General features: G+C 57.8%; 20 protein-coding genes and 1 tRNA gene. 2 read left to right on the top strand and 19 right to left on the bottom strand.

Annotated features, from left to right (window positions below; all coding sequences use genetic code 11):
- Positions 1–212: 212 nt before the first annotated feature.
- From Q4P78_RS03520 to sdhC, 14 genes are all read right to left on the bottom strand, one after another.
- Positions 213–286: transfer RNA gene (locus Q4P78_RS03520), tRNA-Leu, on the bottom strand.
- Positions 287–407: 121 nt separating this feature from the next.
- Complete coding sequence (locus tag Q4P78_RS03515; RefSeq protein ID WP_303338934.1) at positions 408–1,793, bottom strand: NAD(P)/FAD-dependent oxidoreductase; 1,386 nt, start codon at positions 1,791–1,793, stop codon at positions 408–410.
- Positions 1,794–2,187: 394 nt separating this feature from the next.
- Positions 2,188–3,678: a S8 family serine peptidase gene (locus tag Q4P78_RS03510; protein WP_303338933.1), complete on the bottom strand. Its 1,491-nt coding sequence runs from the start codon at positions 3,676–3,678 to the stop codon at positions 2,188–2,190.
- 114 nt (positions 3,679–3,792) lie between these two features.
- On the bottom strand, positions 3,793–4,749 hold the full coding sequence (locus tag Q4P78_RS03505) for an exopolyphosphatase (RefSeq protein WP_303338932.1): 957 nt from the start codon (positions 4,747–4,749) through the stop codon (positions 3,793–3,795).
- 181 nt (positions 4,750–4,930) lie between these two features.
- Positions 4,931–5,521, bottom strand: a complete 591-nt coding sequence (locus Q4P78_RS03500; RefSeq protein ID WP_303338931.1) for a DUF501 domain-containing protein — start codon at positions 5,519–5,521, stop codon at positions 4,931–4,933.
- Positions 5,522–5,642: 121 nt separating this feature from the next.
- Positions 5,643–6,239 (bottom strand): septum formation initiator family protein, encoded by a 597-nt coding sequence (locus Q4P78_RS03495; RefSeq protein ID WP_303338930.1) that lies wholly within the window; start codon positions 6,237–6,239, stop codon positions 5,643–5,645.
- A gap of 177 nt (positions 6,240–6,416) precedes the next feature.
- Positions 6,417–7,697 carry a phosphopyruvate hydratase gene (eno, locus tag Q4P78_RS03490; RefSeq protein ID WP_303338929.1) on the bottom strand — a complete coding sequence of 427 codons (1,281 nt, stop codon included), beginning with the start codon at positions 7,695–7,697 and terminating at the stop codon, positions 6,417–6,419.
- 208 nt (positions 7,698–7,905) lie between these two features.
- Positions 7,906–8,610: a MazG nucleotide pyrophosphohydrolase domain-containing protein gene (locus Q4P78_RS03485; protein ID WP_303339098.1), complete on the bottom strand. Its 705-nt coding sequence runs from the start codon at positions 8,608–8,610 to the stop codon at positions 7,906–7,908.
- A gap of 106 nt (positions 8,611–8,716) precedes the next feature.
- Positions 8,717–11,506, bottom strand: coding sequence for a hypothetical protein (locus Q4P78_RS03480; protein ID WP_303338928.1), 2,790 nt, complete (start codon positions 11,504–11,506; stop codon positions 8,717–8,719).
- Positions 11,507–11,575: 69 nt separating this feature from the next.
- Positions 11,576–12,826: an amidohydrolase gene (locus Q4P78_RS03475; RefSeq protein ID WP_303338927.1), complete on the bottom strand. Its 1,251-nt coding sequence runs from the start codon at positions 12,824–12,826 to the stop codon at positions 11,576–11,578.
- 208 nt (positions 12,827–13,034) lie between these two features.
- Positions 13,035–13,823 carry a succinate dehydrogenase iron-sulfur subunit gene (locus tag Q4P78_RS03470; RefSeq protein ID WP_303338926.1) on the bottom strand — a complete coding sequence of 263 codons (789 nt, stop codon included), beginning with the start codon at positions 13,821–13,823 and terminating at the stop codon, positions 13,035–13,037.
- 1 nt (position 13,824) lies between these two features.
- Complete coding sequence (gene sdhA, locus Q4P78_RS03465; protein WP_303338925.1) at positions 13,825–15,588, bottom strand: succinate dehydrogenase flavoprotein subunit; 1,764 nt, start codon at positions 15,586–15,588, stop codon at positions 13,825–13,827.
- A gap of 33 nt (positions 15,589–15,621) precedes the next feature.
- Positions 15,622–16,107, bottom strand: coding sequence for a succinate dehydrogenase hydrophobic membrane anchor subunit (locus Q4P78_RS03460; protein WP_303338924.1), 486 nt, complete (start codon positions 16,105–16,107; stop codon positions 15,622–15,624).
- A gap of 3 nt (positions 16,108–16,110) precedes the next feature.
- Positions 16,111–16,557 carry a succinate dehydrogenase, cytochrome b556 subunit gene (gene sdhC / locus Q4P78_RS03455; RefSeq protein ID WP_303338923.1) on the bottom strand — a complete coding sequence of 149 codons (447 nt, stop codon included), beginning with the start codon at positions 16,555–16,557 and terminating at the stop codon, positions 16,111–16,113.
- 326 nt (positions 16,558–16,883) lie between these two features.
- On the opposite strand from sdhC, the gene Q4P78_RS03450 reads away from it, so the two are divergent.
- On the top strand, positions 16,884–17,993 hold the full coding sequence (locus Q4P78_RS03450) for a mannose-1-phosphate guanylyltransferase (RefSeq protein WP_303338922.1): 1,110 nt from the start codon (positions 16,884–16,886) through the stop codon (positions 17,991–17,993).
- Between the two features lie 120 nt (positions 17,994–18,113).
- On the opposite strand, the gene Q4P78_RS03445 is transcribed toward Q4P78_RS03450, so the two are convergent.
- The 4 genes from Q4P78_RS03445 to Q4P78_RS03430 form a co-directional block, all read right to left on the bottom strand.
- Complete coding sequence (locus Q4P78_RS03445; protein WP_368660891.1) at positions 18,114–19,448, bottom strand: hypothetical protein; 1,335 nt, start codon at positions 19,446–19,448, stop codon at positions 18,114–18,116.
- Between the two features lie 323 nt (positions 19,449–19,771).
- Complete coding sequence (locus Q4P78_RS03440; RefSeq protein WP_303338921.1) at positions 19,772–20,431, bottom strand: 2'-5' RNA ligase family protein; 660 nt, start codon at positions 20,429–20,431, stop codon at positions 19,772–19,774.
- A 5-nt stretch (positions 20,432–20,436) separates the two neighbouring features.
- On the bottom strand, positions 20,437–21,507 hold the full coding sequence (gene trpS, locus Q4P78_RS03435) for a tryptophan--tRNA ligase (RefSeq protein ID WP_303338920.1): 1,071 nt from the start codon (positions 21,505–21,507) through the stop codon (positions 20,437–20,439).
- A 45-nt stretch (positions 21,508–21,552) separates the two neighbouring features.
- The gene (locus tag Q4P78_RS03430) at positions 21,553–22,401 is read right to left on the bottom strand and encodes an exodeoxyribonuclease III (protein ID WP_303338919.1); all 849 of its coding nucleotides are present in this window, start codon (positions 22,399–22,401) and stop codon (positions 21,553–21,555) included.
- Between the two features lie 116 nt (positions 22,402–22,517).
- Between Q4P78_RS03430 and Q4P78_RS03425 the strand changes: the two genes are divergently transcribed.
- The gene (locus tag Q4P78_RS03425) at positions 22,518–23,357 is read left to right on the top strand and encodes a GntR family transcriptional regulator (RefSeq protein ID WP_303338918.1); all 840 of its coding nucleotides are present in this window, start codon (positions 22,518–22,520) and stop codon (positions 23,355–23,357) included.
- A 102-nt stretch (positions 23,358–23,459) separates the two neighbouring features.
- On the opposite strand, the gene Q4P78_RS03420 is transcribed toward Q4P78_RS03425, so the two are convergent.
- Positions 23,460–24,338: a bifunctional methylenetetrahydrofolate dehydrogenase/methenyltetrahydrofolate cyclohydrolase gene (locus Q4P78_RS03420; RefSeq protein WP_303338917.1), complete on the bottom strand. Its 879-nt coding sequence runs from the start codon at positions 24,336–24,338 to the stop codon at positions 23,460–23,462.
- Positions 24,339–24,403: the final 65 nt, after the last annotated feature.

Genomic DNA, 24,403 nt, shown 5'->3' with positions numbered 1-24,403 from the left:
CAATGTGTTCACTTAATTCTAAGACACTACTGAGGTAGAGCATATGTTAGAAGTTGAGTTTCTGAGGCTAGAGTTTTCGAGGTGGGTCGCGGTACGAGGAAAAGGCATTCGCGCACGCTATTAGCCCGCGTGGAATGAGGAAGACAACCGAAAACAAAAACCATCACATGTCATAGAAACTGACATGTGATGGTCTAGAGGGGTATATAAAGTGCCCCCGGTGGGACTCGAACCCACAACACAAGGATTTTAAGTCCTCTGCCTCTGCCAATTGGGCTACGGGGGCATCCACCGCGCAACCAACCACAGTAACACGATGAACTCTTATATTATAAGACACGCGCCGCGTCCATCACGAACGCGGCGCGTGCCATCACACTATCAGCCTATATGAGACGTGAAGTGATTTAGAGCTTGGGCTTCTTAGCCTCAGGAGCGGTACCGGTTGCCTTCTGGAATGCCAGGCGCGGGGAGCGCTGGTGGCGCAGAGGGGTGGTGTCGCGGCCGAATACCTGGTTCAGTGCCCAGGTAGCCATCACGCGAACGGTACGCTCAGCGGTGGGGATTGCGGTGCCGTGGTAGCCGCGGTGCATAATCCATGCCAGCGGGCCGCCCAGGGTCTTACCCTTGAAGTTAGCAACGCCCTTCCACAGACCCAGACCTGCCACAACACCGATGGTCTCGTGGTAGTAGTCGGTCAGTGCCTCGCCGCGGCGAGAAGCCAGGATGTTCTTAGCCAGAACCAGTGCCTGACGAGATGCATGCTGTGCGTTGGGCACGCAGAAGCCGCCCACGCCACCGCCGGACAGGTCGGGAACAGCAGCGTTATCGCCTGCTGCCCATGCGCCCTCAATAACGCCCTCGTCACCGGTAACGCGCAGGTCTGCAGATACGCGCACGCGGCCACGCTCGTCAATCGGGAAGTCGGTGTTCTTGAGCATGGGGGATGCAGCCACACCAGCGGTCCAGATCAGGGTGTCGGTGTCGATCTCACCTGCAGGGGACTTATCAGCCATGTTGATCAGCTGCAGGTTGCCGTCGGTTGCATCGGACAGAGAGGTGTTCAGCAGGATCTCAATGCCGCGTGCACGCAGCTCTGCAACAACCATCTCTGCGCGCTCTGCCGGAACCTCGGGCATGATGCGCGGTGCAGCCTCGATCATAACGAAGCGCAGGTCTGCCGGGGAGAGGAAGCCGTTACGGTTTACTGCCTCGCGAGCCATATCTTCCAGTTCGGAGATGGTCTCAACACCAGCGAAACCGCCACCAACGATCACGAAGGTCAGGGCGCGGCGGCGCTCGTCCAGATCGGTCATCAGGGATGCTGCTTCAATGCGCTCCAGTACCCAGTTACGCACGGAGACTGCCTCTTCGATGCTCTTCATACCGATAGCGAAGTCTGCCAGGCCGGGGATGGGGAATGCGCGGGTCACAGCGCCTGCGCCCAGGACGATCTCGTCGTACTTGAGCTCGAAGGGCTCGCCGTTGTCGATGGGCTCAACAACTGCGGTGCGTGCTGCGTGGTTTACGCTGGTCACGCGACCGGAGATGATCTCGGTGTCGCGCAGGTGCTGGCGCAGCGGCACGGTTGCGTTACGGCCTTCCATGGAGCCTGCAGCGACCTCGGGTAGGAAGGGCTGGTAGGTCATGTAGGGGTTGGGCTCAACGATGGTGACAACGCCACCGGTTTCCTTGATTGCCTTCTGAATCTTCTTTGCAACGGTGAAGCCTACGTAGCCGCCACCGACGATCAGGATGCGGGGGCGATCCTGTACCATGTTAGAAAATGCCATAATGTCTTCCTCAGCTAGAGTGCCGCGCCCAAGCGGCACGACGCACGTGTATGGCGCGCTTAGCTACCGCACCCGTCGGTTGAGTTCCTTCTAGGTGCCGGTGTGTGTATCCCCCGACCGCTCTAAGCTAACTCGCGGGCTAAGATTCTTCGGCTCGCGTGCACGGCTAGAGATGATATGGGCGGGGAGCGCGCATATACCTTTGTTAAATATTTTACGCCTCTAATGCTTAGAAAATGTACTTAAAGAGGCGCAAAAGGACTAGAAATTTCGGGCTTTCTGCAGGTGAACGGCTTTCAATGAGCGAGTTTAGGTGCTCTAGGACTCAAAGTGAAAATAGGGTGTTTCTTACCCTTTCTTTTAGGTCAGAAACACCCTATTTCTATCACGCCGTTTATGATCGCGGATAGCCCGGATACTTTCCGTGACGGTGACGATACAGCCTATTCAGACGCCCAATCGTACCGGCGGTAGCAATACCCACCAGCACCACCAAAGAACCCACCAGCAGAGGCGGAATCACACCCGCATCCTCAGCCGGGCGCACCGGAGAGGGAGCAGCAACCTTAGCAATATTCTCACCGCGCTCATGCACCGGAGCCTCATCCGAAGGCGAAGCGCTAGGCAAAGCCTGCTTGCGGTGAATAGCCACCCACTCCTTCATAGAACCCAGAGGATTCTTGGTCGCATCACTGGGCGTGGAAGCAGCCATCGCCGCGCGAGGATTAATAATGCCGTAACCATAAAGCGGGTCACGCCCGGCAGAGCCGGCATCATCGGCGCTAGAAATAATGCGCTGAGCAATCTGCGCGGCGCTAAGCTGCGGGTAGCGGGATTTAATCAGCGCCGCCAGCCCGGATACCAGGGGCGTCGCCGCAGAAGAGCCCGACCAAATAAAGTACTGGTTGCCCGGGGCTGCACCCACCAAATTATCACTGGGAGCCGCGACCGCAATGGAAATACCCTGAGAGGAGGAATCCCAAGAATCCTTCCGCTGACGATCCACACCACCCACGGTCAGCACGCCCGGAATGGTCGCGGGCGCACCCACCTGAGTCAGACCGCTACCGCGATTACCCGCGGCGGCAATAACCAGCACGCCCTTTTCTTCGGCGTAAACAAAAGCTTCATCCCAGCTAGCGGGCCAGGAGGTCTTATTTGAACCCACCGAAAGGTTAATAATCTGCGCCCCGTGATCCACCGCGTAGCGCACCGCAGAAGGGATCTGCTCATCAATACTCTTACCGCCCGTAGCACCCATATTCAGGGAAATAGGCAGAATCTTCGCCTCGGGCGCCACACCAATAACACCCGCCGGGTGACCCGGCTGACCGGGAATCGAAGAATAGGCAGAATCGGCGTGACCGTGACCTGCAATCAGAGACGCCACCTCCGTACCGTGCATGGGTTCAGAACCCAGTCCCTTCCAACCGCGCGAATCACCAATACCGGAGGCATCATAGCCCTCAAGCACATTACCCTGCAGATCCTGATGGGTGCCATCCACGCCGGTATCAATGACCGCAACAGTCACCCCCTTACCGGTGCTCTGCGCCCACAGGGAACTAAAACCGTAGTCGCTCAGCCAATACTCACGCTGACGCAAATCATCACCCTGTCCCGTATTAGCCGCAGCGCTGGAGGGTGCTGGGGTCGGGGAGGGATCCTGCTTGATGGTGGGCGAAGGGGTTGCCACCGGCAGGGATGCGCTCGGGCTCGCCGAGGGTTCAGCGTGAGCTGCCGGCAGATGCGCATGCTGGGTCAGGGCGGGTGCGAGCGCGGCGCAGGTACCCAAGCTCAGAGCGAGGGCAGCTGCGCCAAGGCGCGTGCGATTACTTCCGCGATCCTTGCGCGGGAACAGATGTGTAGAGGGTGAGTAGTTCACAGATAATCCTTGGATTCTACAGCGAATACAACGACACACACTATATAAAATGATTGTTCTATACGGTGTGCGGTTCACGGACTCCAGGAACGCTCCAGGAGCCCGCACAAAAGTTTAGAAACGCTCAGCAATGGACAGCGCAATACCATCCAAAATATCGTGCTCGCTCACCGTCACACCCTCAACAACACCGCCGGTTAGTTCAGAAATACGCTCAACAATACGCGCATAAATGGTGGCACCGGTACCGATCACATCCACACGGCCCGGGTGCATATACCCCAGGGAGCTACGCTCTTGCGTGCCCAGCGCAGCCAACCAGCTCGCGGTTTCCTGCACCTGACCCACCGTGAAATACTGAGCATTAATAGCCGCAGAATCATAAGAGTCCAAACCCAAAGCAGCAGCGGCAACCGTGGTCGCCGTACCCGCCACAGCCACCAGACGCTGCGCGCGCTCCAGAGGCACAATAGCGGCAGCCTCGGCAATACGCTCATCGGCCTCGGCGCGCACAGCCGCAATCTCGCTCTCCAGAGCCGGGGCGTGATGCATCAGACGCTCAGTCAGGCGAACACACCCAATATTCACACTCTTAGAAACCTGCACACCCGCTGCGGTACCCAGCACAAACTCGGTGGAACCACCGCCCAAATCAAAGACCAGGGTTTCACGCTCATCGGCGCCCACCGCCAGCAAAGCCCCGGCAAAAGAAAGGGAGGCTTCCTCATCACCGCTAATAACTTCCAGGTCAATACCCAAAATGTCACGGATACCGTCAATAAAGACCTGCTTATTGCGGGCATCGCGGCTGGCGCTGGTGGCAACAAAACGAATAGCCTCGGTGGGTACATTATGCTCAGCAATGAGCGCCGCGTACTCGCGCGCAGCCTCAAAAGTGCGCTCCAGGGCGGCGGGAGCAAACTCACCGGTGGCGTCAATACCCTCACCCAGGCGCACAATGCGCATAACGCGCACAATATCGCGCAGGCGGCGCGCACCGTTGTCCTCATAGACTTCGGCAATGAGCAGACGGATAGAGTTCGTTCCACAGTCAATGGCAGCAACACGCATGATGAGTCCTTCGCTTGAATCTTTCCAGGGGGCTTGAGCCCTCCGCGGGGCTATATCCGGCACAGGAACCGGGCGCGTATCTGCGCGCTGCCCCGAATACTATTATGCGCCCGGTGGGAGGAAAAAGTTAGCTTTTCTCCCCCACCGGGCGCATATCTATTCACGTTTTAGTCTCTGGCGACTATGCTTCCTCGCGCCACACCGGGTCGCAAGAGCACTTATCGACAGTCCACCACTCGGCGATAGCCTCCAGACCCTTATCACCCATCGGGTTCACACCCGGACCTACCGAGAGGCTGTGACCAATCACAGCATGCAGGCACTTGACGCGGGTGGGCATACCGCCGGCGGAAATACCCTCAATCTCGGGTACCTCATCCACGCCAGCAATCGCGCGAATACGCTCGCGCTCCGCCAGGTAATTCTCATGAGCGGCACGGTAGGCTTGAGCCAGTTCCTCGTTTTCCGCAAGCTCATCGGTCATCTGATACATCAGACCGCCCGCCTCCAGGCGGGAAGCAGCCGCAGTAATTACCGGGTGCGCCAGGTAAAACACAGTCGGGAACGGAGTGCCATTGGACAGGCGAGGCGCGGTCGCCGCCACCAGCGGGTTACCGCATACGCAACGCGCGGGGATCTCCACCACGTCACGCACGGCACGACCCAGCTGCGCCGAGAGCACCCGAATATCCTGCTCGGTCGGCTCCAAGGTCTCTACGCTCACGTTATACCCGCCGGGGGTGCGGGACTTCAATTCTTCAATGCTGCTCATGCTTGCTTTCTTATATCGTGCCCTCACGGGCTAAATCGCACAGTGATGTAAGTATATCGAGAATACAGGCTACACGCCCGATAGTGCCTGAGAGTACAGGCTAAGTCTTAGGGGGCTGTGTCTATTGTTCTAGGGAAGACCACAGGCGCGTAGTCCAGGATTCCTCCGGCTGATCCTGACCATTAGCCGAAGAAGCATCCGCCTTAGAAGAAGAATCATCCAGACCGGTAACCGTCAGAGGAATATCGCCGGCAGAAATATAGAAAAGGCGGCTGCGCGCCTGCTGACGCACATAATTATCGTCATCCCACCAGGTCTGCTCCGCGCGCAACTGAGCATTCTCATTAGTCAGACGCTGCACATTATTCGTCACACTCTTAAGCTCCTGATCCTGCTGATAGAAGGTCTGCAGGGTCGGATACAGGGAACCAATGAGCACCACCAGCAGCACCAGGGCACCCAGCATACGCCAGGAGAAGGTTGCCGACTCTATATCGCTTTCTTCCTCAGCCCCCGAAGTACCCCAGAAACGCTGGGCAAGATCACGGGCGCGTTCAAAGACGGATACGTTCTTTTCGGGCTCGTGGGTTCCTGTCGTGGATTCAACGGGCGCAAAAGGCGCAGATTCGCGCGCGTTTTTATCCGCAGTTTTCTCATCTGCCCGGGTGCGGGAATCGGAGGCAGAGTCTACCCGGTTTTCACGGTTCTTCGGGACCATATCTCTCCTTATCCTGCGGGCACGGCTATCACCATTTTAGCGTATAGCCTGTGTACGCCCGGGAACTCTAAGCACAATATCTACCCTAGGATACCGGCAGATATAAAAAGGTGGGGTGGGTAGTTCACACTACCCACCCCACGACAGAAGCTAATACTTAGCTAGAGTATCACCGAATTACTTGGTGAAACGGGGGAAAGCGGACTTGCCAGCGTAAACAGCTGCCTCGCCCAGCTCTTCCTCAATGCGCAGCAGCTGGTTGTACTTAGCCACGCGCTCGCTACGAGCCGGTGCACCGGTCTTGATCTGGCCAGCGTTGGTAGCAACAGCCAGGTCAGAGATGGTGACGTCCTCGGTCTCGCCCGAACGGTGAGAAACCATGCAACGGTACTCGTGACGCTGAGCCAGTTCCATAGCGTCCAGGGTCTCGGTCAGGGAGCCAATCTGGTTCACCTTCACCAGCAGAGCGTTAGCAGCGCCCTCTTCAATACCCTTAGCCAGACGCTCGGGGTTGGTCACGAACAGGTCGTCACCGACGATCTGAACCTTGGAACCGATCTGCTCGGTCAGGGTCTTGTAGCCCTCCCAGTCGTTCTCGTCCAGCGGATCCTCAATGGAAACCAGCGGGTACTTAGCAACCAGATCAGCGTAGTATGCGCTCATCTCTTCAGCGGACTTGCGCTGACCCTCGAAGTCGTATGCGCCGTCGTTGTAGAACTCGGAGGAAGCCACGTCCAGTGCCAGAGCAACCTGCTCGCCGGGCTTGTAGCCAGCCTTCTCGATTGCCTCAATAATCAGGTCCAGTGCAGCTGCGTTGGACTCCAGGTTCGGTGCGAAGCCGCCCTCGTCACCCAGGCCGGTGGACAGGCCACGGTCGTGCAGCACGGACTTCAGAGCGTGGTAAACCTCAACGCCAGCCTGCAGAGCCTCAGAGAAGGACTCGAAACCGATCGGAGCGATCATGAATTCCTGGATATCAACGTTGGAATCTGCGTGAGAACCACCGTTGAGGATGTTCATCATCGGAACGGGCAGAACGTGAGCGTTCGGGCCGCCCAGGTACTTGTACAGGGGCAGGTCAGCGGATTCAGCAGCAGCCTTCGCCACAGCCAGGGAAACACCCAGAATAGCGTTAGCGCCCAACTTGCCCTTGTTGTTGGTGCCGTCGAGCTTAATCATGGTTGCGTCAACGGTGCGCTGATCAGCTGCGTCAATACCGATCAGTTCCTCAGCAATTTCCTCAATAACAGACTTGACTGCGCCCAGCACACCCTTGCCTAGGTAAACGGACTTGTCGCCATCGCGACGCTCAACAGCCTCCCATTCACCGGTGGATGCGCCCGAGGGCACAGCAGCGCGAGCAAAAGCGCCGTCTTCGAGCAGAACCTCAACCTCAACGGTCGGGTTGCCGCGGGAGTCAAGAATCTGACGGGCGTGTACTGCGGTAATAACAGCCATGAAAATACTCCTAGAAAGAGGTTTATAAATGCCAGGTTCGCGCTCTCTAAGCGCGCATTTCGCCGCGGTAGAGAGCAAACCTATACACCCCAAATTTTAGCAAAATCCCGCCTATAAAAACACCGGTCGACTCGAAAAAGAGGAGAAAAAGATAGGGACATCGCACCCATCTATCAGGTAACGATGTCCCTAACTCTCTAGAGATTATCTAGTCCTCCAAGCCAGAGGCACCCGGTCGAGGACGACCAAAATGCTCAATAAAGTGGCGGGTATAGGTGCGCAGAGCACGCTCAGAATCCAGACCGTTCTGCTTTGCCCGGCACACCAGGGTAAAGAGCAGCTCACCGAAATCCTCCTCGCGCAGCATGGAGGGCAGATCATCGGTCATAGACACCGGCTCGGGAGGCAGAGTAATACCCGCCTTCTTCGCCTTGGTCACGGTCTTTTCCGCCATTGCCAAAGCCGGCAGATGAGGCGGAATACCGTCCAACGGGCCGCGCTCGGATTTCTCCGCTGCCTTGAGCTCATCCCAGCGCGCCTGCTGGTCACTGGCGTCCTTGGGCGCATTGGCGCGCTGCTCATCGCTGCCATAAACATCCGGGTGACGGTCTTTGAGCTTAGCACTCAAGCCATCAATGACTTGGACAATATCAAAACCGCCCGCCTCGCTAGATGCAATATCGGCATTAAAGACCACCTGCAGCAGCACATCGCCCAGCTCCTCACGCAGCAGGGGTAGATTCACGCCCTCGGGTGCCTCGACAGCTTCAACAACCTCATAGGCTTCCTCAACCAGGTAACGCATGAGGGAGGTGTGGCTCTGCTCAGCATCCCAGGGGCAACCGCCGGGTGCTCGCAGGGTCGCCATAATACGCACCAGCTCGGCGAAAGAATCACCGGCAGCACGAGCCATAGCGTCAATATGCTCGGGCACGGCGTGGGTAGCGCCAGCAGCGTCAGCGGCAAGATGTTCCACAGGCAGGGATTCGGTCATGATAGTCCTTCACTACTCCAGAGGATTAGAGGTTCCAATGAGCCAGAGCCTGAGCCATGTGCACAGGAATCTTTGCACCCAGGCGCGGGAACATACGCAGCTCCTCCACCGAACGCTCAGCCTCCAGGGCACGCGGGTAGCTCACAAACGCCTGCTCATTGGAGTAGTCGAAACGAGCCTGAACCGGCACGCCCGGAGTGAAGCTAAAGCTCATTGCCAGGGGCGAACCGTCGCCTTCGCTATAGGAGGCAGTCTTCAGACCCGGAATATCCAGCAGCTCCTCGGGCACCAGGTCAAAGGTACGCACCTGCTCCCAGAAACCGCCGCGGCGCACATGGGTCAGGGCATCGTAGTAGGAGCCCAGGGCGCGCACGCGAATTAGAACCGCGGTGGCGTCCTTAGCGGTGCCGTGCTCGCCGAAGAGAGCCTCTGCCACCGGAGCCAGGTGACGAGCCACCTGCGCCTGGGTGAGCACCAGGTTGCCCTCAGCCAGCTCAATATCCGAGGGCGCGGGCACCTGAGCGCTACGAGCCGGGGTATCGGGCTCAGCAACAGCCGGAGGCATTTCGTTCAGGCCCACAGCCAGCTGCAGACCCTCGGTGCTTGCCTGCATGGGAGGCAGCAGATCCTCTTCTTCCTCGGGTGCAATATCAGCCAGGGAGGCGGGCAGAGCCGGTTCGCTCTCTTCAGTCTTTTCGCTCGTGTCGGCTGCGGGAGCATCCTTAGCGCCCTCTTCCCCATCTACCAGGGAGGCAGCGGGGGTGGAGAAATCCTCAAAAAGCGAATGAGCGTTCTCGGAAGACTCGCTCTGTGCAGTCTCTGCAGGAGTTTCTGCAGCGGGCTCATCAGCTGCACTTTCTTCTACAGCGGACTCATCGGCAAGGAATGCGGGCAGTTCTTCCACGCCATAGGCGGCAGCCAGCTCGCTATCGCTCTGAGTAGCTTCTTCCACAGCGGGCTCTTCAACAGGAGCGGTCAGCTGGCTCAGCTGAGCCGACGCCTGAGCCAGACCGGGCGCACGCACAGAACCCTCAGCATCCACGGGGGTGGTAATATCGTCCAGCTTCAGTAGCGGGGTCTCTTCTTCAGCCGAAGCGCCCAGATCCTCCACCGGGTACTCGGCGGCAAAATCATCCTCGCTCAGCTCACTAACAATCAGAGAATCAATGCTCTCGGACTCGGAAACTTCAGCCACGAGAGACTCAATTTCTTCCGCCGGGACAGCGACAGACTCTACATCTACAGATTCAGCTGCTTCTTCAACAGTCTCTTCCTCAGATTCTGCAGAAGTTTCTTCAGCGCTCTCTTCAGAATGAGCCAGGCGCGCATCGGCACCGGCAATAATAGCCGCCAGAGCCGCCTCGGTGCTATCTTCAGCTTCGTCAGGATCAAGCGTCTCTTCGGCCTCTTCAATCTGCGCAGCGGGCTGAGCCTGAACAGACTCGCTCTTTTCGAGCTCTACAGGCTCAGCTGCCTCATCAGGGGCACTCTCATCATGGGCAGAATCAGCGCGCAGAATCTGACCCTCAGTACCCGAATCGCTATCGTAATCATGCTCGAAAGGATAGGGCTCGGGAGCCAAACCGGCAGCCACAGCAGCCTGCCCCAGAGCCTGGCGGGTCTGCGGACCTTCCTCATTCTCCACCTGAATACGAGCAGCCTCAGTAGCCGACTCTTCACCGGGGAAAATGAAGCTCTCAGTACGGTCGCTACCATCAGCAGACATATAGGACGCCTGAACCGAAACATGACCCTGAGCATCCGGGCTCGCCACAATCAGGGCACGGTTCCAAATCTGCTCGCTGCTACGCTGAGCGCGAGTGTACAGCGCAGCCACCGGCTCAAAGAATTTAATACCGGGCAGCACAATACCCTGCTCCGTCTGGGTACCGCGGTGGTACAGGCGGTAATGCATATCAGAATCCAGCAGACGCAAATCAAAGGTCAGCTGACCGTGACCGTAGGAGCGCATGAGCACCAGCAGCTGGTAGAGCGGGTCGCTCTCGGCAAGAGTCGGAGTAGTGTCCTCTTCTGCAGCCTCTTCAGCAGCCGATACCGCTGCCTGAGTAAAGGCGGCAGAGTCTTCAATAAGCGCATCTTCCTTAGCTGCGGGAGCTTCGAGGGGAGCGGAGGCGCTCTCTACAGCGCTCTGCTGCGCTGCAGCGGGTTCTTGAGCCTGTGCGATATCAGCGGGTGCTTCTTCAGCAGGTGCTTCCTCGGCGTCTTCAGCCTCGGAAAGCTCCTCCTCAGAAATACCCAGGCGAGCATTACGTTCAGCTGCCAGAGTGTCCAAGTCCAGCTCGGTTGTGCGCAGAGCCTGAGCCTTCTGCTCGTCTTCTTCGCTATTGGTCTTATTCTCAGCATTGGAAGAATGCATGGAGCTGAGCAGACTATTGATCTTGGCAATAGCATCCTCAGCGGTAGCCTCCGCAGAGCTCTCAGCCTGCTCGCTCTTATCCTCAGAATCCTGAGCGGGCTCCACTGCTTCAGTTTCTACTGCCTCGGCGTATGCAGACTCAGTCTCTACAGATTCACCAGCCACAGACTCAGAGCTATCGGCAGATTCCTCAAAGAAAGACTCACGGTCACTCGCACCAGCTGCTGCCTTCTCCTCCACCGGGTGGGAGCCGTGGTGGCGCTCACCCTCAGCCTTCACAAAACGACGCAGGGACTCCTCCCACTGCTGTTGCTCCATGACCTTATCGCTCAGACTGGAACCCTCAACACTAGCGCTCTCAACAGCACTGCTGTGCGCCTGCGGATCCAGAGGAGTCTGATCCTCTTGTTTCTTCTTACCAAAGCCAAAAATACCCATGAATCCTCCACAGGGGTTGGGCGCACGCCGGAGTGAGACGGCGCGCGACATAAACTCTCTTCTTAAAGTTTAGCGCGCTTCATCTCGAGCAGGATTCGCCGCTTTAGCAGCCTTCGCCAATTCATAACGCACCGCGCGCAAAGCGGTGGACGCCATCACGCGCACACCCACGCCAATAGCGCGCTCACTGGGTGCATAATCGCCCTGGTGCAGATCATACACGGGGTCGTTTTCCTCGCGGGTACCCAGGCGGAACATGGAACCGGGCACTTCCTGAAGCATCCAGGCGAAATCCTCGCCACCCATGGACTGCTCCACCAGCACAATAGAATCCTCGCCCAGCTCGGCACGCGCAGAATTCTCCAGCATAGTGGTTTCCAGATCAGTGTTCACCACCGGGGGCACACCGCGAATATGCTCAACGCGGGCGGTCACACCAAAGGGCACAGCAACCTGCTCAATAACCTCATCCAGCAACTGACCCGCCTGCTTCCACACCTCAACATCCAGGCAGCGCATGGTACCCGCCAAATAACCCTGGGCGGGAATAGCGTTGGGAGCCACACCGGCGTTAACCTGACCCCAAGCGACCAGCACACCGCTGCGCACATCGGTGCGGCGAGTCAGCACTGCCGGCACCTGCACGGCAATCTGACTCATGGCGTAAATCAAATCCTCGGTCAGGTGCGGGCGGGAGGTATGGCCACCGTGACCGGAGAGGTGAATCTTGACGGTATCCGACGCGCTGGTAATAGCACCAATACGGGTACCGATAGTACCCACCGAAACCTTCGGATCGCAGTGCAGGGCAAAGGCACGCGGCACACCCTGCAGCAGACCCTGACGAATCATCTGCACAGCACCGCCGGGCAGCTGCTCCTCAGCGGGCTGGAACAAAATACGTACGGTACGTCCCAGAGGGGTCTGTTCGTTCAACTCGTGCAGAGCCAGAGCCACACCGAGCATCACGGTCTGGTGAATATCGTGGCCGCAGGCGTGCATCACATTCGGCACGGTGGAGGCGTACTCCAGGCCGGTCTGCTCGGAAATAGGCAGCGCATCAATATCTGCGCGCAACGCCGCAGCGATGGGTCCGGACCCAATATCCACATAGCAGCCGGTTCCCTCGGCGGCAATGGGGCGCAAACCCGCCTCGGTCAGCTTTTCCATAATGCGGGAGGTGGTGCGGTGCTCCTGGAAGGAAAGCTCCGGGTTTTGATGCACCTCGCGGCGGAACGCCACTAGCTGCGGCATCATGCGTTCCACCCAGTCGTCAAATACGGGCTTGGAAAGGTCGTAGTGAGAGTTTGCGAATACCATAGTTTGAGCATACCGCCCGGGAGCTTCTTTGCATAGTTTCGCACCGCTGTGCATCGCGGACTGAACCGTCCGCGCCATATATGACGGTTCTTTGTCATGAACTGTCATATTTACGGTGTTTAAACGCAGCGTTTAAACGCCAGGGGAGCCGATACTGAATCAGTATCGGCTCCCCTGAACCTCAAGCTATCAAGCCATGAGCTCTCTCTTAGAGAGAACGCTGCAGAATTGCCTGCTTGACCTCGGCGATTGCCTTGGTGATCTGAATACCACGGGGGCAAGCCTCGGTGCAGTTGAAGGTGGTGCGGCAGCGCCACACGCCTTCCTTATCGTTGAGGATCTCCAGGCGCAGGTCACCGGCGTCATCGCGAGAGTCGAAGATGAAGCGGTGTGCGTTCACGATTGCCGAGGGGCCAAAGTACTGGCCGTCGGTCCAGAACACCGGGCAGGAGGAGGTGCACGCTGCACACAGGATGCACTTGGTGGTGTCATCGAAACGCTCACGGTCCTCGGCGCTCTGCAGACGCTCACGCTCGGGCTCGTTGGAGTCGTTGATGAAGAAGGGCATGATTTCGCGGTATGCCTGGAAGAAGGGTTCCATGTCCACGATCAGGTCCTTCTCGCAGGGCAGACCCTTAATCGGCTCAACGGTAATGGGCTTGGACATGTCCAGATCCTTCAGCAGGGTCTTACATGCCAGGCGGTTACGACCGTTAATACGCATTGCGTCGGAGCCACACACACCGTGTGCGCAGGAGCGGCGGAAGGAAACCGAGCCGTCCAGCTCCCACTTGATCTTGTGCAGGGCATCCAGCACGCGGTCGGTGCGGTACATTTCCAGTTCGTAGTCCTGCCAGTAGGCTTCCTTATCGAACTCGGGGTTGTAACGGCGCACGCGCACAGTCACATTGTAGGTGGGGATGGAATCCGCACCGTCGCCGCCCATGCCTTCAAAAAGCTTGACGGATTCCGCTTCCGGAATTTCGTATTCAGCCATTTTAGTACTTACGCTCCTTGGGCTCGTAACGGGTGTAGGCAACGGGCTTGGTGGAGAATCGCAGACCCTTCACGCCCTCAAATTCGGAGTCCTCATCCAGGTAAACCAGGGAGTGCTCCATGAAGTTCTTGTCATCGCGCTTGGGGAAGTCCTCGCGGTAGTGACCACCGCGGGATTCCTTGCGGTGCAGTGCACCAACGCTCATGACCTTTGCCAGCTGCAGCAGGAAGCCCAGCTCCACTGCCTCCAGCAGATCCAGGTTGAAGCGCTTGCCCTTATCCTGGATAGCAATGTTCTTGTAGCGCTCCTCGAGCTCCTCGATGACCTTCAGCGCGCGCTTAATGGTCTCTTCGGTGCGGAACACCTGCATATCAGCGTCCATGGTGCGCTGCAGCTCGGCGCGGATTGCGCCCACCTTTTCGGTGCCCTTGCCCTCGCGGATGCTGTTGAGCATTTCGTTCACGCGATCTGCTGCATCATCGGGGATAGGCAGGAAGTCAGCGTCGCGTGCGTAGGCAGCTGCTGCCTTACCGGCGCGCTTACCGAAGACGTTAATGTCCAGCAGGGAGTTGGTACCCAGGCGGTTTGCGCCGTGCACAGAAACACATGCACATTCGCCCGCTGCGTACAGACCCGGGACGGTCTCGGTCTCGTTAATGTAGACCTCAGTCTCGTTATTGGTGGGGATACCGCCCATTGCGTAGTGCGCGGTGGGGAACACCGGAATCGGCTGGTGGTGCGGTTCCACTGCCAGGTAGGTACGAGCGAACTCGGTAATATCGGGCAGCTTCTCGTCGATATGTGCCGGCTCCAGGTGAGTCAGATCCAGGTAGACGTAGTCCTTGTGGGGGCCGCAACCGCGACCCTCGCGCACCTCATTTGCCATTGCACGTGCCACGATATCGCGGGGTGCAAGGTCCTTAATGGTGGGTGCGTAGCGCTCCATGAAGCGCTCACCGTTGGAGTTACGCAGAATACCACCTTCACCACGAGCACCCTCGGTCACGAGAATACCCAGGCCTGCCAGGCCGGTCGGGTGGAACTGAACGAATTCCATATCCTCCAGGGGCAGACCCGCACGCAGTGCGATGGCCATGCCGTCACCGGTGAGGGTGTGAGCGTTGGAGGTGGTCTTGAAGATCTTGCCGGTACCGCCGGATGCGAAGATCACGGACTTTGCCTGGAAGACGTGTACTTCGCCGGTTGCCAGGTCATAGGAAACAACGCCTGCAGGACGGCGCTTACCGTTCTCGTCGGTAACCATGATCAGATCCAGCACGTAGTATTCGTTGTAGAACTCTACGTTGTGCTTCACGCAGTTCTGGTACAGGGTCTGCAGAATCATGTGGCCGGTACGGTCAGCTGCGTAGCATGCGCGACGCACTGCTGCCTTACCATGGTCGCGGGTGTGGCCACCGAAACGACGCTGGTCAATACGACCCTCGGGGGTACGGTTGAAGGGAAGACCCATCTTTTCCAGGTCCAGCACAGCGTCAATAGCTTCCTTAGCCATGATCTCTGCTGCGTCCTGGTCTACCAGGTAGTCGCCACCCTTGACGGTGTCAAAGGTGTGCCACTCCCAGTTGTCCTCTTCCACGTTTGCCAGTGCGGCACACATGCCGCCCTGAGCTGCACCGGTGTGGGAGCGGGTGGGGTAAAGCTTGGTGAGCACGGCGGTGCGTACTCGCTGGCCGGCCTCAATGGCTGCGCGCATACCCGCACCGCCAGCGCCGACGATCACTACATCGTACTTATGTACCTGCATTGATAAATCTTTCTCCGTGAAAATTAAGTGAGCTTAGCGTGCAGAGCAGAAGCTTGCCAGCAGATCGGGGCTTGCGCCCGCGGGGCAGGGCTCGAAGGTGAAGATGGTCAGAGTGCCAACCAGGAGCACGAATGCCGATGCCAGGAAGAGAATAATCTTCAACCATGCGCGGACGGAATCCTTTTCAGCGTAGTCGTCAATAATGACGCGGATGCCGTTGGTGCCGTGCAGCATAGCCAGCCACAGCAGCAGCAGATCCCAAACCTGCCAGAAGGGGTTCGCCCACTTACCGCCGACGAAACCAAAGTCGATAGCCTTAATGCCGTCGCCGACCATCAGGTTAACGAAGAGGTGACCGAAAATCAGGACAATCAGCAGCACGCCGGAGACGCGCATACCCAGCCAAGCGAACATTTCGAAGTTATTGCGCTTGGAGGAGGAGCGGTTGTACTTCACGCCATCGATCTTGTTATCGCGCAGGCGCGGGGTGGAGACGCGAGACTTAAGGGGAATAGCCATGGCTTAGTGACCTCCAAAGACGTGGGGCAGGTGGCGGGCTGCGAAGCCAGCAACGGTCAGAGCCCAGAGCACCAGAACGCCCCAGAGCAGAACGATGTGGGTGTAGCTTGCCTTCTGGCTGGTCTCAATCACGCCGTCCTTATTGGGCGCCTGAATGTGCTCAACCTTAGCGTTGGTTGCAGGACCCCAGAAATCAATGAGGATAATGCGGATACCGTTGAACGCGTGGTACACGATAGCGGCGACCAGGCCGAGCTCGCCCAGACCCATAATCGGGTTCTTGTACAGGCTCAGCACGCTGTTATATGCCTCGGGCGAGATACGCACAACGGCGGTATCAAGCACGTGCACAAGAAGGAAGAAGAAGATAGCGATACCGGTAATACGGTGCGCTACCCATGACCACATACCCCAGCGGCCGCGGTAGAGAGTGCCCTTTTTAGTCAGCACTGAATAACCTCCTGCATGTCGTTGCGGGATTAGCACGTATTGCGGGTCTTTCCGCAACGCGATGGGATGCTATTCCCGAACGTGGTTAATTGTCCGATATACCTTCAAGATACCAGGAAAATTCACAGCTTATTGACAGGCTGTCGGGGTGTTTTTGTTGAAAATACCAAAATAATTAGAGAAAGTTTAAGTAGCCATATCCACTTTTACCGCACCAGCTCGCGGAACTAATGCACACCTTATGTGACCAAGCTCAACCTGGGTGTTTGCTGGGTAAAACGTTAAACAATTCAGTACATGACACTTTGCCCGCTATCCTAGAGATGATGAATACTGCACTTACTCGATTTCGACCCCTCATTCCCGCAGGTGGCGTAGGCTCTCGCCTCTGGCCGCTCTCCCGCGCACACGCGCCGAAGTTCCTGCTGGATCTTACCGATTCGGGCAATTCCCTATTGCGCGATACCTACGACCGTTTAGCTCCCCTGAGCAACGGCTCCGTCATGGTTGTCACCGGCGCCTCCCATGCCAATGCCGTTACCCAGCAGCTGCCCGAATTGCGCGGCACCGATATGGTGCTCGAGCCCTCCCCCAAGGACTCGGCGGCAGCAATCGGTCTGGCGTGCGCTATTATTCACGCGCGCGAGCCCGAGGCCATTATTGGTTCCTTTGCAGCTGACCACGTGATCAGCCCCGTGGAGGAATTCCAGAAGGTGGTAAGCGAAGCTGTGATTACCGCAGCTACCGGCAAGGTGGTCACGATTGGTATTACCCCCACCGAGCCCTCCACCGCTTTTGGTTATATCCGCGCCACCAAGTCCCTGAATATTGACGAGGCACCGCACGCCCTCGCCGTGGACTCCTTCGTGGAAAAGCCCGATGCCGACACCGCAGCTGCATATCTTGCATCCGGCGAGTACACCTGGAATGCAGGTATGTTTGTGGCTCCCGCAGCCCTGATGCTCGAGCACCTGGAAGCCAATGAGCCCGAGCTCTACGCCGGCATTATGGAAATCGCCACCGCCTGGGACACCCCCTCTCGCGAAGAGGTCATGGAGCGCGTATGGCCCACCCTGCCCAAGACCGCTATTGACTACGCTGTGGCTGAACCCGCCGCAGCTGCGGGAGATGTGGCAATGGTTCCCGGTTCCTTCTCCTGGGATGATGTGGGAGATTTCGACGCCGTTGCTCGCCTGAACCAGGAGAAGAGCGGCGAACCCATGACCATTCTGGGCGATAAGACCAAGGTTCTGAACCACGGCTGCTCCGGCATTATTGTCTCTCAGACTCAGCGCACCATTTCCGTCATCGGCATGGATGACATTGTGGTGGTTGATACCGACGACGCTCTGCTGGTGGCACCGCGCTCCAAGGCTCAGCAGGTCAAGGACGCTGTGGCTGAGGTTAAGGCTCGCGGCCTGGATAACCTGCTCTAAGCCCTAAAGCTTGACTAAACGCATATGCCCCGGATATCTATTCAGATATCCGGGGCATAGTTTTTATGTCATAACATAAGCTTGCCAGGCGCTCATGAGCCGATCAGCCGCTACACGCCTTTAGTGGGCAAGTGCCTCAACGGGTGCTGCCTTGGAGGAGCTCACGCCATTAATCTCATTGGGGACATGGGGCAGATCCATGCTCAGCTGCAGCTTGGGCGCACTGACATCCGCTAGGGAGATAGCGTGCAGCTTTTTGGTCGCAGGATCACTCACATAGGCAATCTTGCCGTCCACCCAGATAGCCGGGCGCGGATCTTGCCAGGTCTCAGACTCGCTCCAGGGCTCCATCACGGACAGCTCGGAGAGCTGAGCACCGGTCGCGGGGTCAAAAATACGCAGCTTGCCGTCGGTGGTCAGCAGCAGCGCCTCCGCCTTGGGACCGCGAGCCAGGGAGCGGAAGGTGTAGCTCACGCCGGCAGGCAGGGAGTACACGCGGCGCTCATTGCTGAGGGTATCAATAATCGCGAACTTTTCGGGGCGCTCGAGCTTGGCGTCCTTATCGGTCTTGTAGTCCGCCAGCACATAGGGCGAGTCGGGGTGACCCGCCTGGTTACCCGAGCGAGAGTAGGGGTTGTCGGGGTTGGTGACCTTGGTAAAGGCGCCGTTCTTATAAATCAGCACGCCGTCGGTGCAACCCACGGTAAAGGTTTTATTCGCCGCAATAGCCTCGCCGTGCACGCCGGGGCACTGGGAGTTTTCAACAAGGATTGTGCCGTTCTTATCCACCACTGCTGCACCGGTGCGGGTCTTGGAATCGCCCACTGCCACCAGGTACTGATCATTTTCCAGCGGGATAGCAAAGCCGTGGTGGGGCTGCGCCAGCTTGGTCACGGTGGTTTCCAGGTGGGAGGCGGTGCGCTTATCGTGCACCAAATCCGCCGGGTCGTAGACGGCGAAGGAGCCGGTGCCGTCGGCAAAGGCAGCTACACGACCGTTATCGCCAATCACGTGGCCGGTGTGGTCGGCTTCAATCTTTAGGGAAGACAGGCTCGGGGCGGTGCGGTAGTAGTGGGAGTGATCCCCGTGGGCTACCGACCAGATACCGGTGTCCAGGAAGGTATAAGTGTTGCCGTCAGCGACCACCAGGTGACGGTTATCGCCCGCATCGCTCAGGCGCAAGAAGCCTTCGGCTTTAATGTCTTCGAGCACCTTCATATCCTTGGCGTCAATGACCATAATGCCACCGTCATAGGTCAGGGCAATACGGCTGGTAGCACCCGCGCCTTCAACAATGGGTGCCTGGGTTTCGGCGGCGCTTGTGCTGGAGCTTGCGACGCTGCTGCTATTCGAGCTGGGTGCGGAGGATGCGCAGCCGGAGGCAATCATACTCATAGAGAGCGCCAGTGCTCCCAATCCAAGGGAGCGGCGGGATAGAGACGACAAAGCGGACACGTGAAACCTCTTTTCTATGTGCGCCCCATCGCTTGCCACCGAGCTATGGAGCGCGCCGATATATACGGTGTGTTGAGCTGTGTCCAACTCTAACATAATGAGAACTTTTCTTCATATAAAAGTATTTTGATACATAAATATCTCTTTATATATCTACGCTTCCATCACTCCCCTCTTCAGCGACATTCCGCGGAATACACGGATAAAGCACAGGGGCGCCCTGCACGCATATCTTCTCATCAAAGACATACGGGCAGGGCGCCCCTAGAGGGAAGTCCCCTCTATGAAGTTTATGAACACTGTGCGATAAGCACAGTCAGAGCTTAGCCGCCGTCGACAGATTCGCTCGCTTCGGCACAGCCGCCATCCAGAGCAATAGCACCCAGAGGCTGCCAGAGCGAACCATCAAAAGCATAGGCATGCAGAGTACGCACCATAAAACGCTCCTCCTGAGCCGGCAGGCTCGAGAACTCACGCTCCAGCTGCTCACGCTGCGCCTCAGAAAGCCCATTACCCAGAGTCATATGCGGCACATAGGGAAAAGGTGAAGCGCTCTTACCCAGAGCCGCAATACACCGCTCGCGCAGGCTCTCAAAATGCTCAAAGCCCTCGGTCACCGCCAAATAATCAATCTCGGTCACCGGGCGGAAAGATGCCACAGCGCCCAAAGCCGTCTGGAAAGTACCCAGCTGCTGCAAAGAGCGAGCAAACTCTGCACTGGAGAGCATCTGAGCACGCTCATCGGTCAGCTCCCCCACATACACCGTAATATGGGCGTTCATGGGGTCCTCAAGCCCCACAGAGCGTTTGAAATCCAGCACGCGTGCGCTCAGCTGAGCCGGCACATGGGCAATCAGACTCAGATAGCTCTTGCCCTCAAGCAGGGTCGGTGAAGAAGGCGGCTGCGAGCTCGCCTCGGCGGATACGGCAGCGATCAGGGCATCCGCCTCATGATCGCCCGTACCCGCAGGCACTATCGCCACGGTCCTTAGCCCTTATACGCGGGCAAAAAGCCCATAGCATCGTACACGTTCTCAATGGTCACCGAGGCAATCTCACGAGCCTTGGAAGCACCAATAGCCAGCAGTCGATCCAGCTCAGCCGGGTCGTCCATGAGTTCCAGGGCGCGCAGGCGAATCGGGTCGAGCTTCTCCACCACCAGATCAGCCAGATCCACCTTGAGGTGACCGTACATCTTACCCTCGTAGCGAGCCACAATAGTATCAATCTCTTCACCGGTCAGAGCCGAGTAAATCGAGAGCAGATTGGACACGCCGGGCTTAGCTTCGCGATCAAAAGCAATCACAGAGCCGTCATCAGTCACGGCGGACTTAATCTTCTTAGCGGTCTTCTTCGGGTCATCCAGCAGCTTAATCAGACCCTTATCGCTCTCTGCAGACTTAGACATCTTGGAGGTCGGGTTCTGCAGATCGTAAATCTTCGCGGTGGTCTTCAGGATCACCGGCTCGGGCACCACAAAAGTCTGACCGAAACGAGAGTTGAAACGCTGAGCCAGGTTGCGGGTCAGCTCCAGGTGCTGGCGCTGATCCTCACCCACGGGCACAACATCCGCCTGGTAGAGCAGAATATCGGCAGCCATAAGAATCGGGTAGGTGAACAGACCCACCGAAGCATTATCGGCGCCCTGCTTCTGAGACTTGTCCTTGAACTGGGTCATGCGGGCAGCCTCACCGTAACCGGTAATGCAGTTCAGCGCCCACGCCAGCTGGGTGTGCTCGGGAACATGGGACTGCACGAACAGGGATGCCTTTTCAGGGTCAATGCCCGCCGCCAGGTACTGGGCTGCGGTCATGCGGGTGCGCTCACGCAGCACCGCCGGGTCCTGAGGCACGGTCACCGCGTGCAGATCCGGAATGAAGAACAGGGACTCATTGCCGGGGTCATTCTGCAGGGCCACCCAGTTATTGACCGCACCAATGTAGTTACCCAGGTGCAGGGAATCAGCCGAAGGCTGGGCGCCGGAGAACACGCGCACCTTATCTACGCTGGCGTTGGGAATCAGGGACTTATCCTGAGTTTCAATCATCTGTTCGGTCATGTGTTGTCCTTTGAAATCTAGAGTGCCGTATACGGGGTGCGGAGTTTAGAAGAGGTAGTCCACTACCAGGGGCGCGTGGTCGCTAAAGCGCTCATCGTAGCTTGCTGCGCGGTCCACGGTGGCGTTGGAGGCAAGGGCTGCCAGTGCGGGGGTTGCCATCTGGTAATCGATGCGCCAGCCGGCGTTATTATCGAATGCCTGGCCGCGGTAGGACCACCAGGTGTAGGGGCCGGGTACTTCACCGGCAAGAGAGCGGGCTACATCCACATAGCCGATCTCGCCAAAGAACTTATCGAAGTAGGCGCGCTCCTCGGGTAAAAAGCCCGCGCGCTTCTGGTTTGCCTTCCAGTTCTTAATATCCAACTCGGTGTGACCGACGTTCAAATCGCCCACAATCAGCACGTGGTCGCTGTGCTTGGCAAGTTCGGGCATGCGCACCAGCATACGCTCCAAGAAACGGTACTTATCGTCCTGCTTCTGGGTGCCCACCTCACCGGAATGCACATAGGCGCTAACCACGGTCAGGGACTGTCCATTAGGAAGCGTATAGTCAGCCTCCACCCAGCGGCCCGAATCGGCAAAGTACTCTTCACCAATATCGCTGCGGGTAGCCACGGGCTGATTCTCTAGCAGTTCACCATTGCTATTGGGGGTCAAGCGGGTAGCAATCAGCACGCCCGCACGGCCCTTAGCAGCCGCCTCGGCGTGCAGAATAGACCACTGGCTCTCATCCAGCAGCTCGCGCACGATTTTATCGGGGGCGCGCACCTCCTGCAGGCAGAGGATATCCACATCGCGCTCCTGCAGCCATGCTGCCATCTCTTTTTTATAGGCGGCACGAATACCGTTGACATTCACACTGGCAACGCGCAGGCTCTTAGCGGGGCGGCTCATGGCATTCCCTTCAGCTGGACTAGTGGGTACAGTGCAGTCCGAATCCTGTGCCCGGACATACTCTAACCATTATGCCAGCTCTAGGCGTGCAGGACTGCACAGGGTAAAATAAAACAATGCTTCGCTCCTCACACACAGAAAACGCTGACCCCGGCTACCCCCTGCCGCACCTGAATCGTGCCCAGGATTGCGAACCGGTCATTTACCCCGACCGTGAACTGCCGCCGGTACCCGGAACTAAGTATGAGCAGCTCGCCCAGTACCTGCTGCAGCGCTATGTGATTGTGGGAGAGCCCGGCGACCGTCTGCCGCCCGAACGCACCCTGCAGGAGCAATTTAGCGTCAGCCGCCAAACCGTGCGTAATGCCCTCTCCCTGCTGACCGAGCGCGGCCACATCTACAATGTGCACGGCTCCGGCAGCTATATTGCCCCGCGCAATCAGGCGCGTTTCACCCCGCGTATGTGCTCCTATCTGGAGGATATGTCCCAGCGCGGCCACGAAGGCTCCACGCGCGTCATTGCCACCCAGTGGGTAGAGGCTGAAGAAGCTATTTGCGCATCCCTGGGTCTTGAAGCGGGCACCTCCGTACTCTATGTGCGCCGCCTGCGCCTGTCGGATCAGGAAATCATTGGCTACGAGCGCATTCACCTCTCCCCCGACGCAGGCCAAGCTCTACTGCAGGCAATGATGGAAAATATGGGTCAGCCGGTGAACCAGGGCAGCAATATTTTTGAACAGCTCGAAGGCAGTGCCTTTGCCATGCGCCACGGCACCATGCGCGTGGGTGCAACGCTAAGCACCGTGGATGATTATGAAGAGTTTAATCAGCTCATTGAGCCCGGTCAGGCAATGATGGATGTGAGCGTGATCGGATACACCGATACAGGTATTCCCGTGGAGCATAGCCGTACCCTCTACACTCAGGATTCCTATTTTTACGAGATTATTCTCTAGCTCATGTGGATTCCTTGGGCAGGAGGATATAGCCTAAGAACACTTAAAGATAATGCCCCGTATCCGCCAAGGATACGGGGCATTATCTGTTATTAGCTCAGCTTAGCGAGCGTTACGCTCGGCGGTCTCCACCACATTCACCAGCAGCATGGCGCGAGTCATCGGCCCCACACCGCCGGGGTTCGGGGAAACCCAGGAAGCCTTTTCTGCAGCCTCAGGAGAGATATCGCCACGCAGCTTCTTCTTACCGGTCTCGGGATCCTCAACGCGGGAAACACCAACATCCAGCAAAATAGCGCCGTCCTTGACCTGGTGCTCCTTGAGCACATGAGCAACACCCACAGCGGCGACAATAACATCCGCCTCGCGCAGAACCTCATCCAGGTTCTCAGTGCCGGTATGAGCCAGGGTAGCGGTCGCGTTAATCTCGCGGCGGGTCAGCAGCAGACCCAGGGGACGACCCACGGTAATACCGCGACCGAGCACCACAACATTCTTACCCGACCAGTCAATACCGTGACGCTTCACCAGCTCAATCACACCATTGGGGGTGCAGGGCAGGGGCGAATCCAACGGCTCGGAAACATTAAGCACCAGTTTGCCCAGGTTGGTCGGGTGCAGGCCGTCAGCGTCCTTTTCGGGGGCAATCTTTTCCAGAATGCGGTTGGTATCCAGATGCTTGGGCAGGGGCAGCTGCACAATGTAGCTGGTGCACTCCGGGTCATTGTTCAGCTTGTCGATCTCGGCTTCCAGCTGCTCCTGGCTAATATCAGCCGGCAGGTCCACGCGAATGGAGTTAATGCCAATCTCAGCGCAATCGCGGTGCTTAGCACCCACATAGGAGTGAGAAGCGGGGTCGTCGCCCACCAGCACAGTGCCCAGACCGGGGGTAATACCCTTGGCCTTGAGCGCCTCAACGCGCTCAATCAGTTCGGACTTAATGGCGGCTGCGGTGGCGGTACCGTCCAAAATCTTCGGCATGGAATCCTCCAATATGTTGATTCATTATTGCCCGGTCAATCAAGTTACCGGGACATAGGTACTAC

The organism is Rothia sp. (in: high G+C Gram-positive bacteria) (assembly GCF_030540545.1).
Classification (GTDB): Bacteria; Actinomycetota; Actinomycetes; order Actinomycetales; family Micrococcaceae; genus Rothia.
Note: the sequence above shows the minus strand (reverse complement) of the source record. Positions and strands in the feature narration are given on the sequence as shown.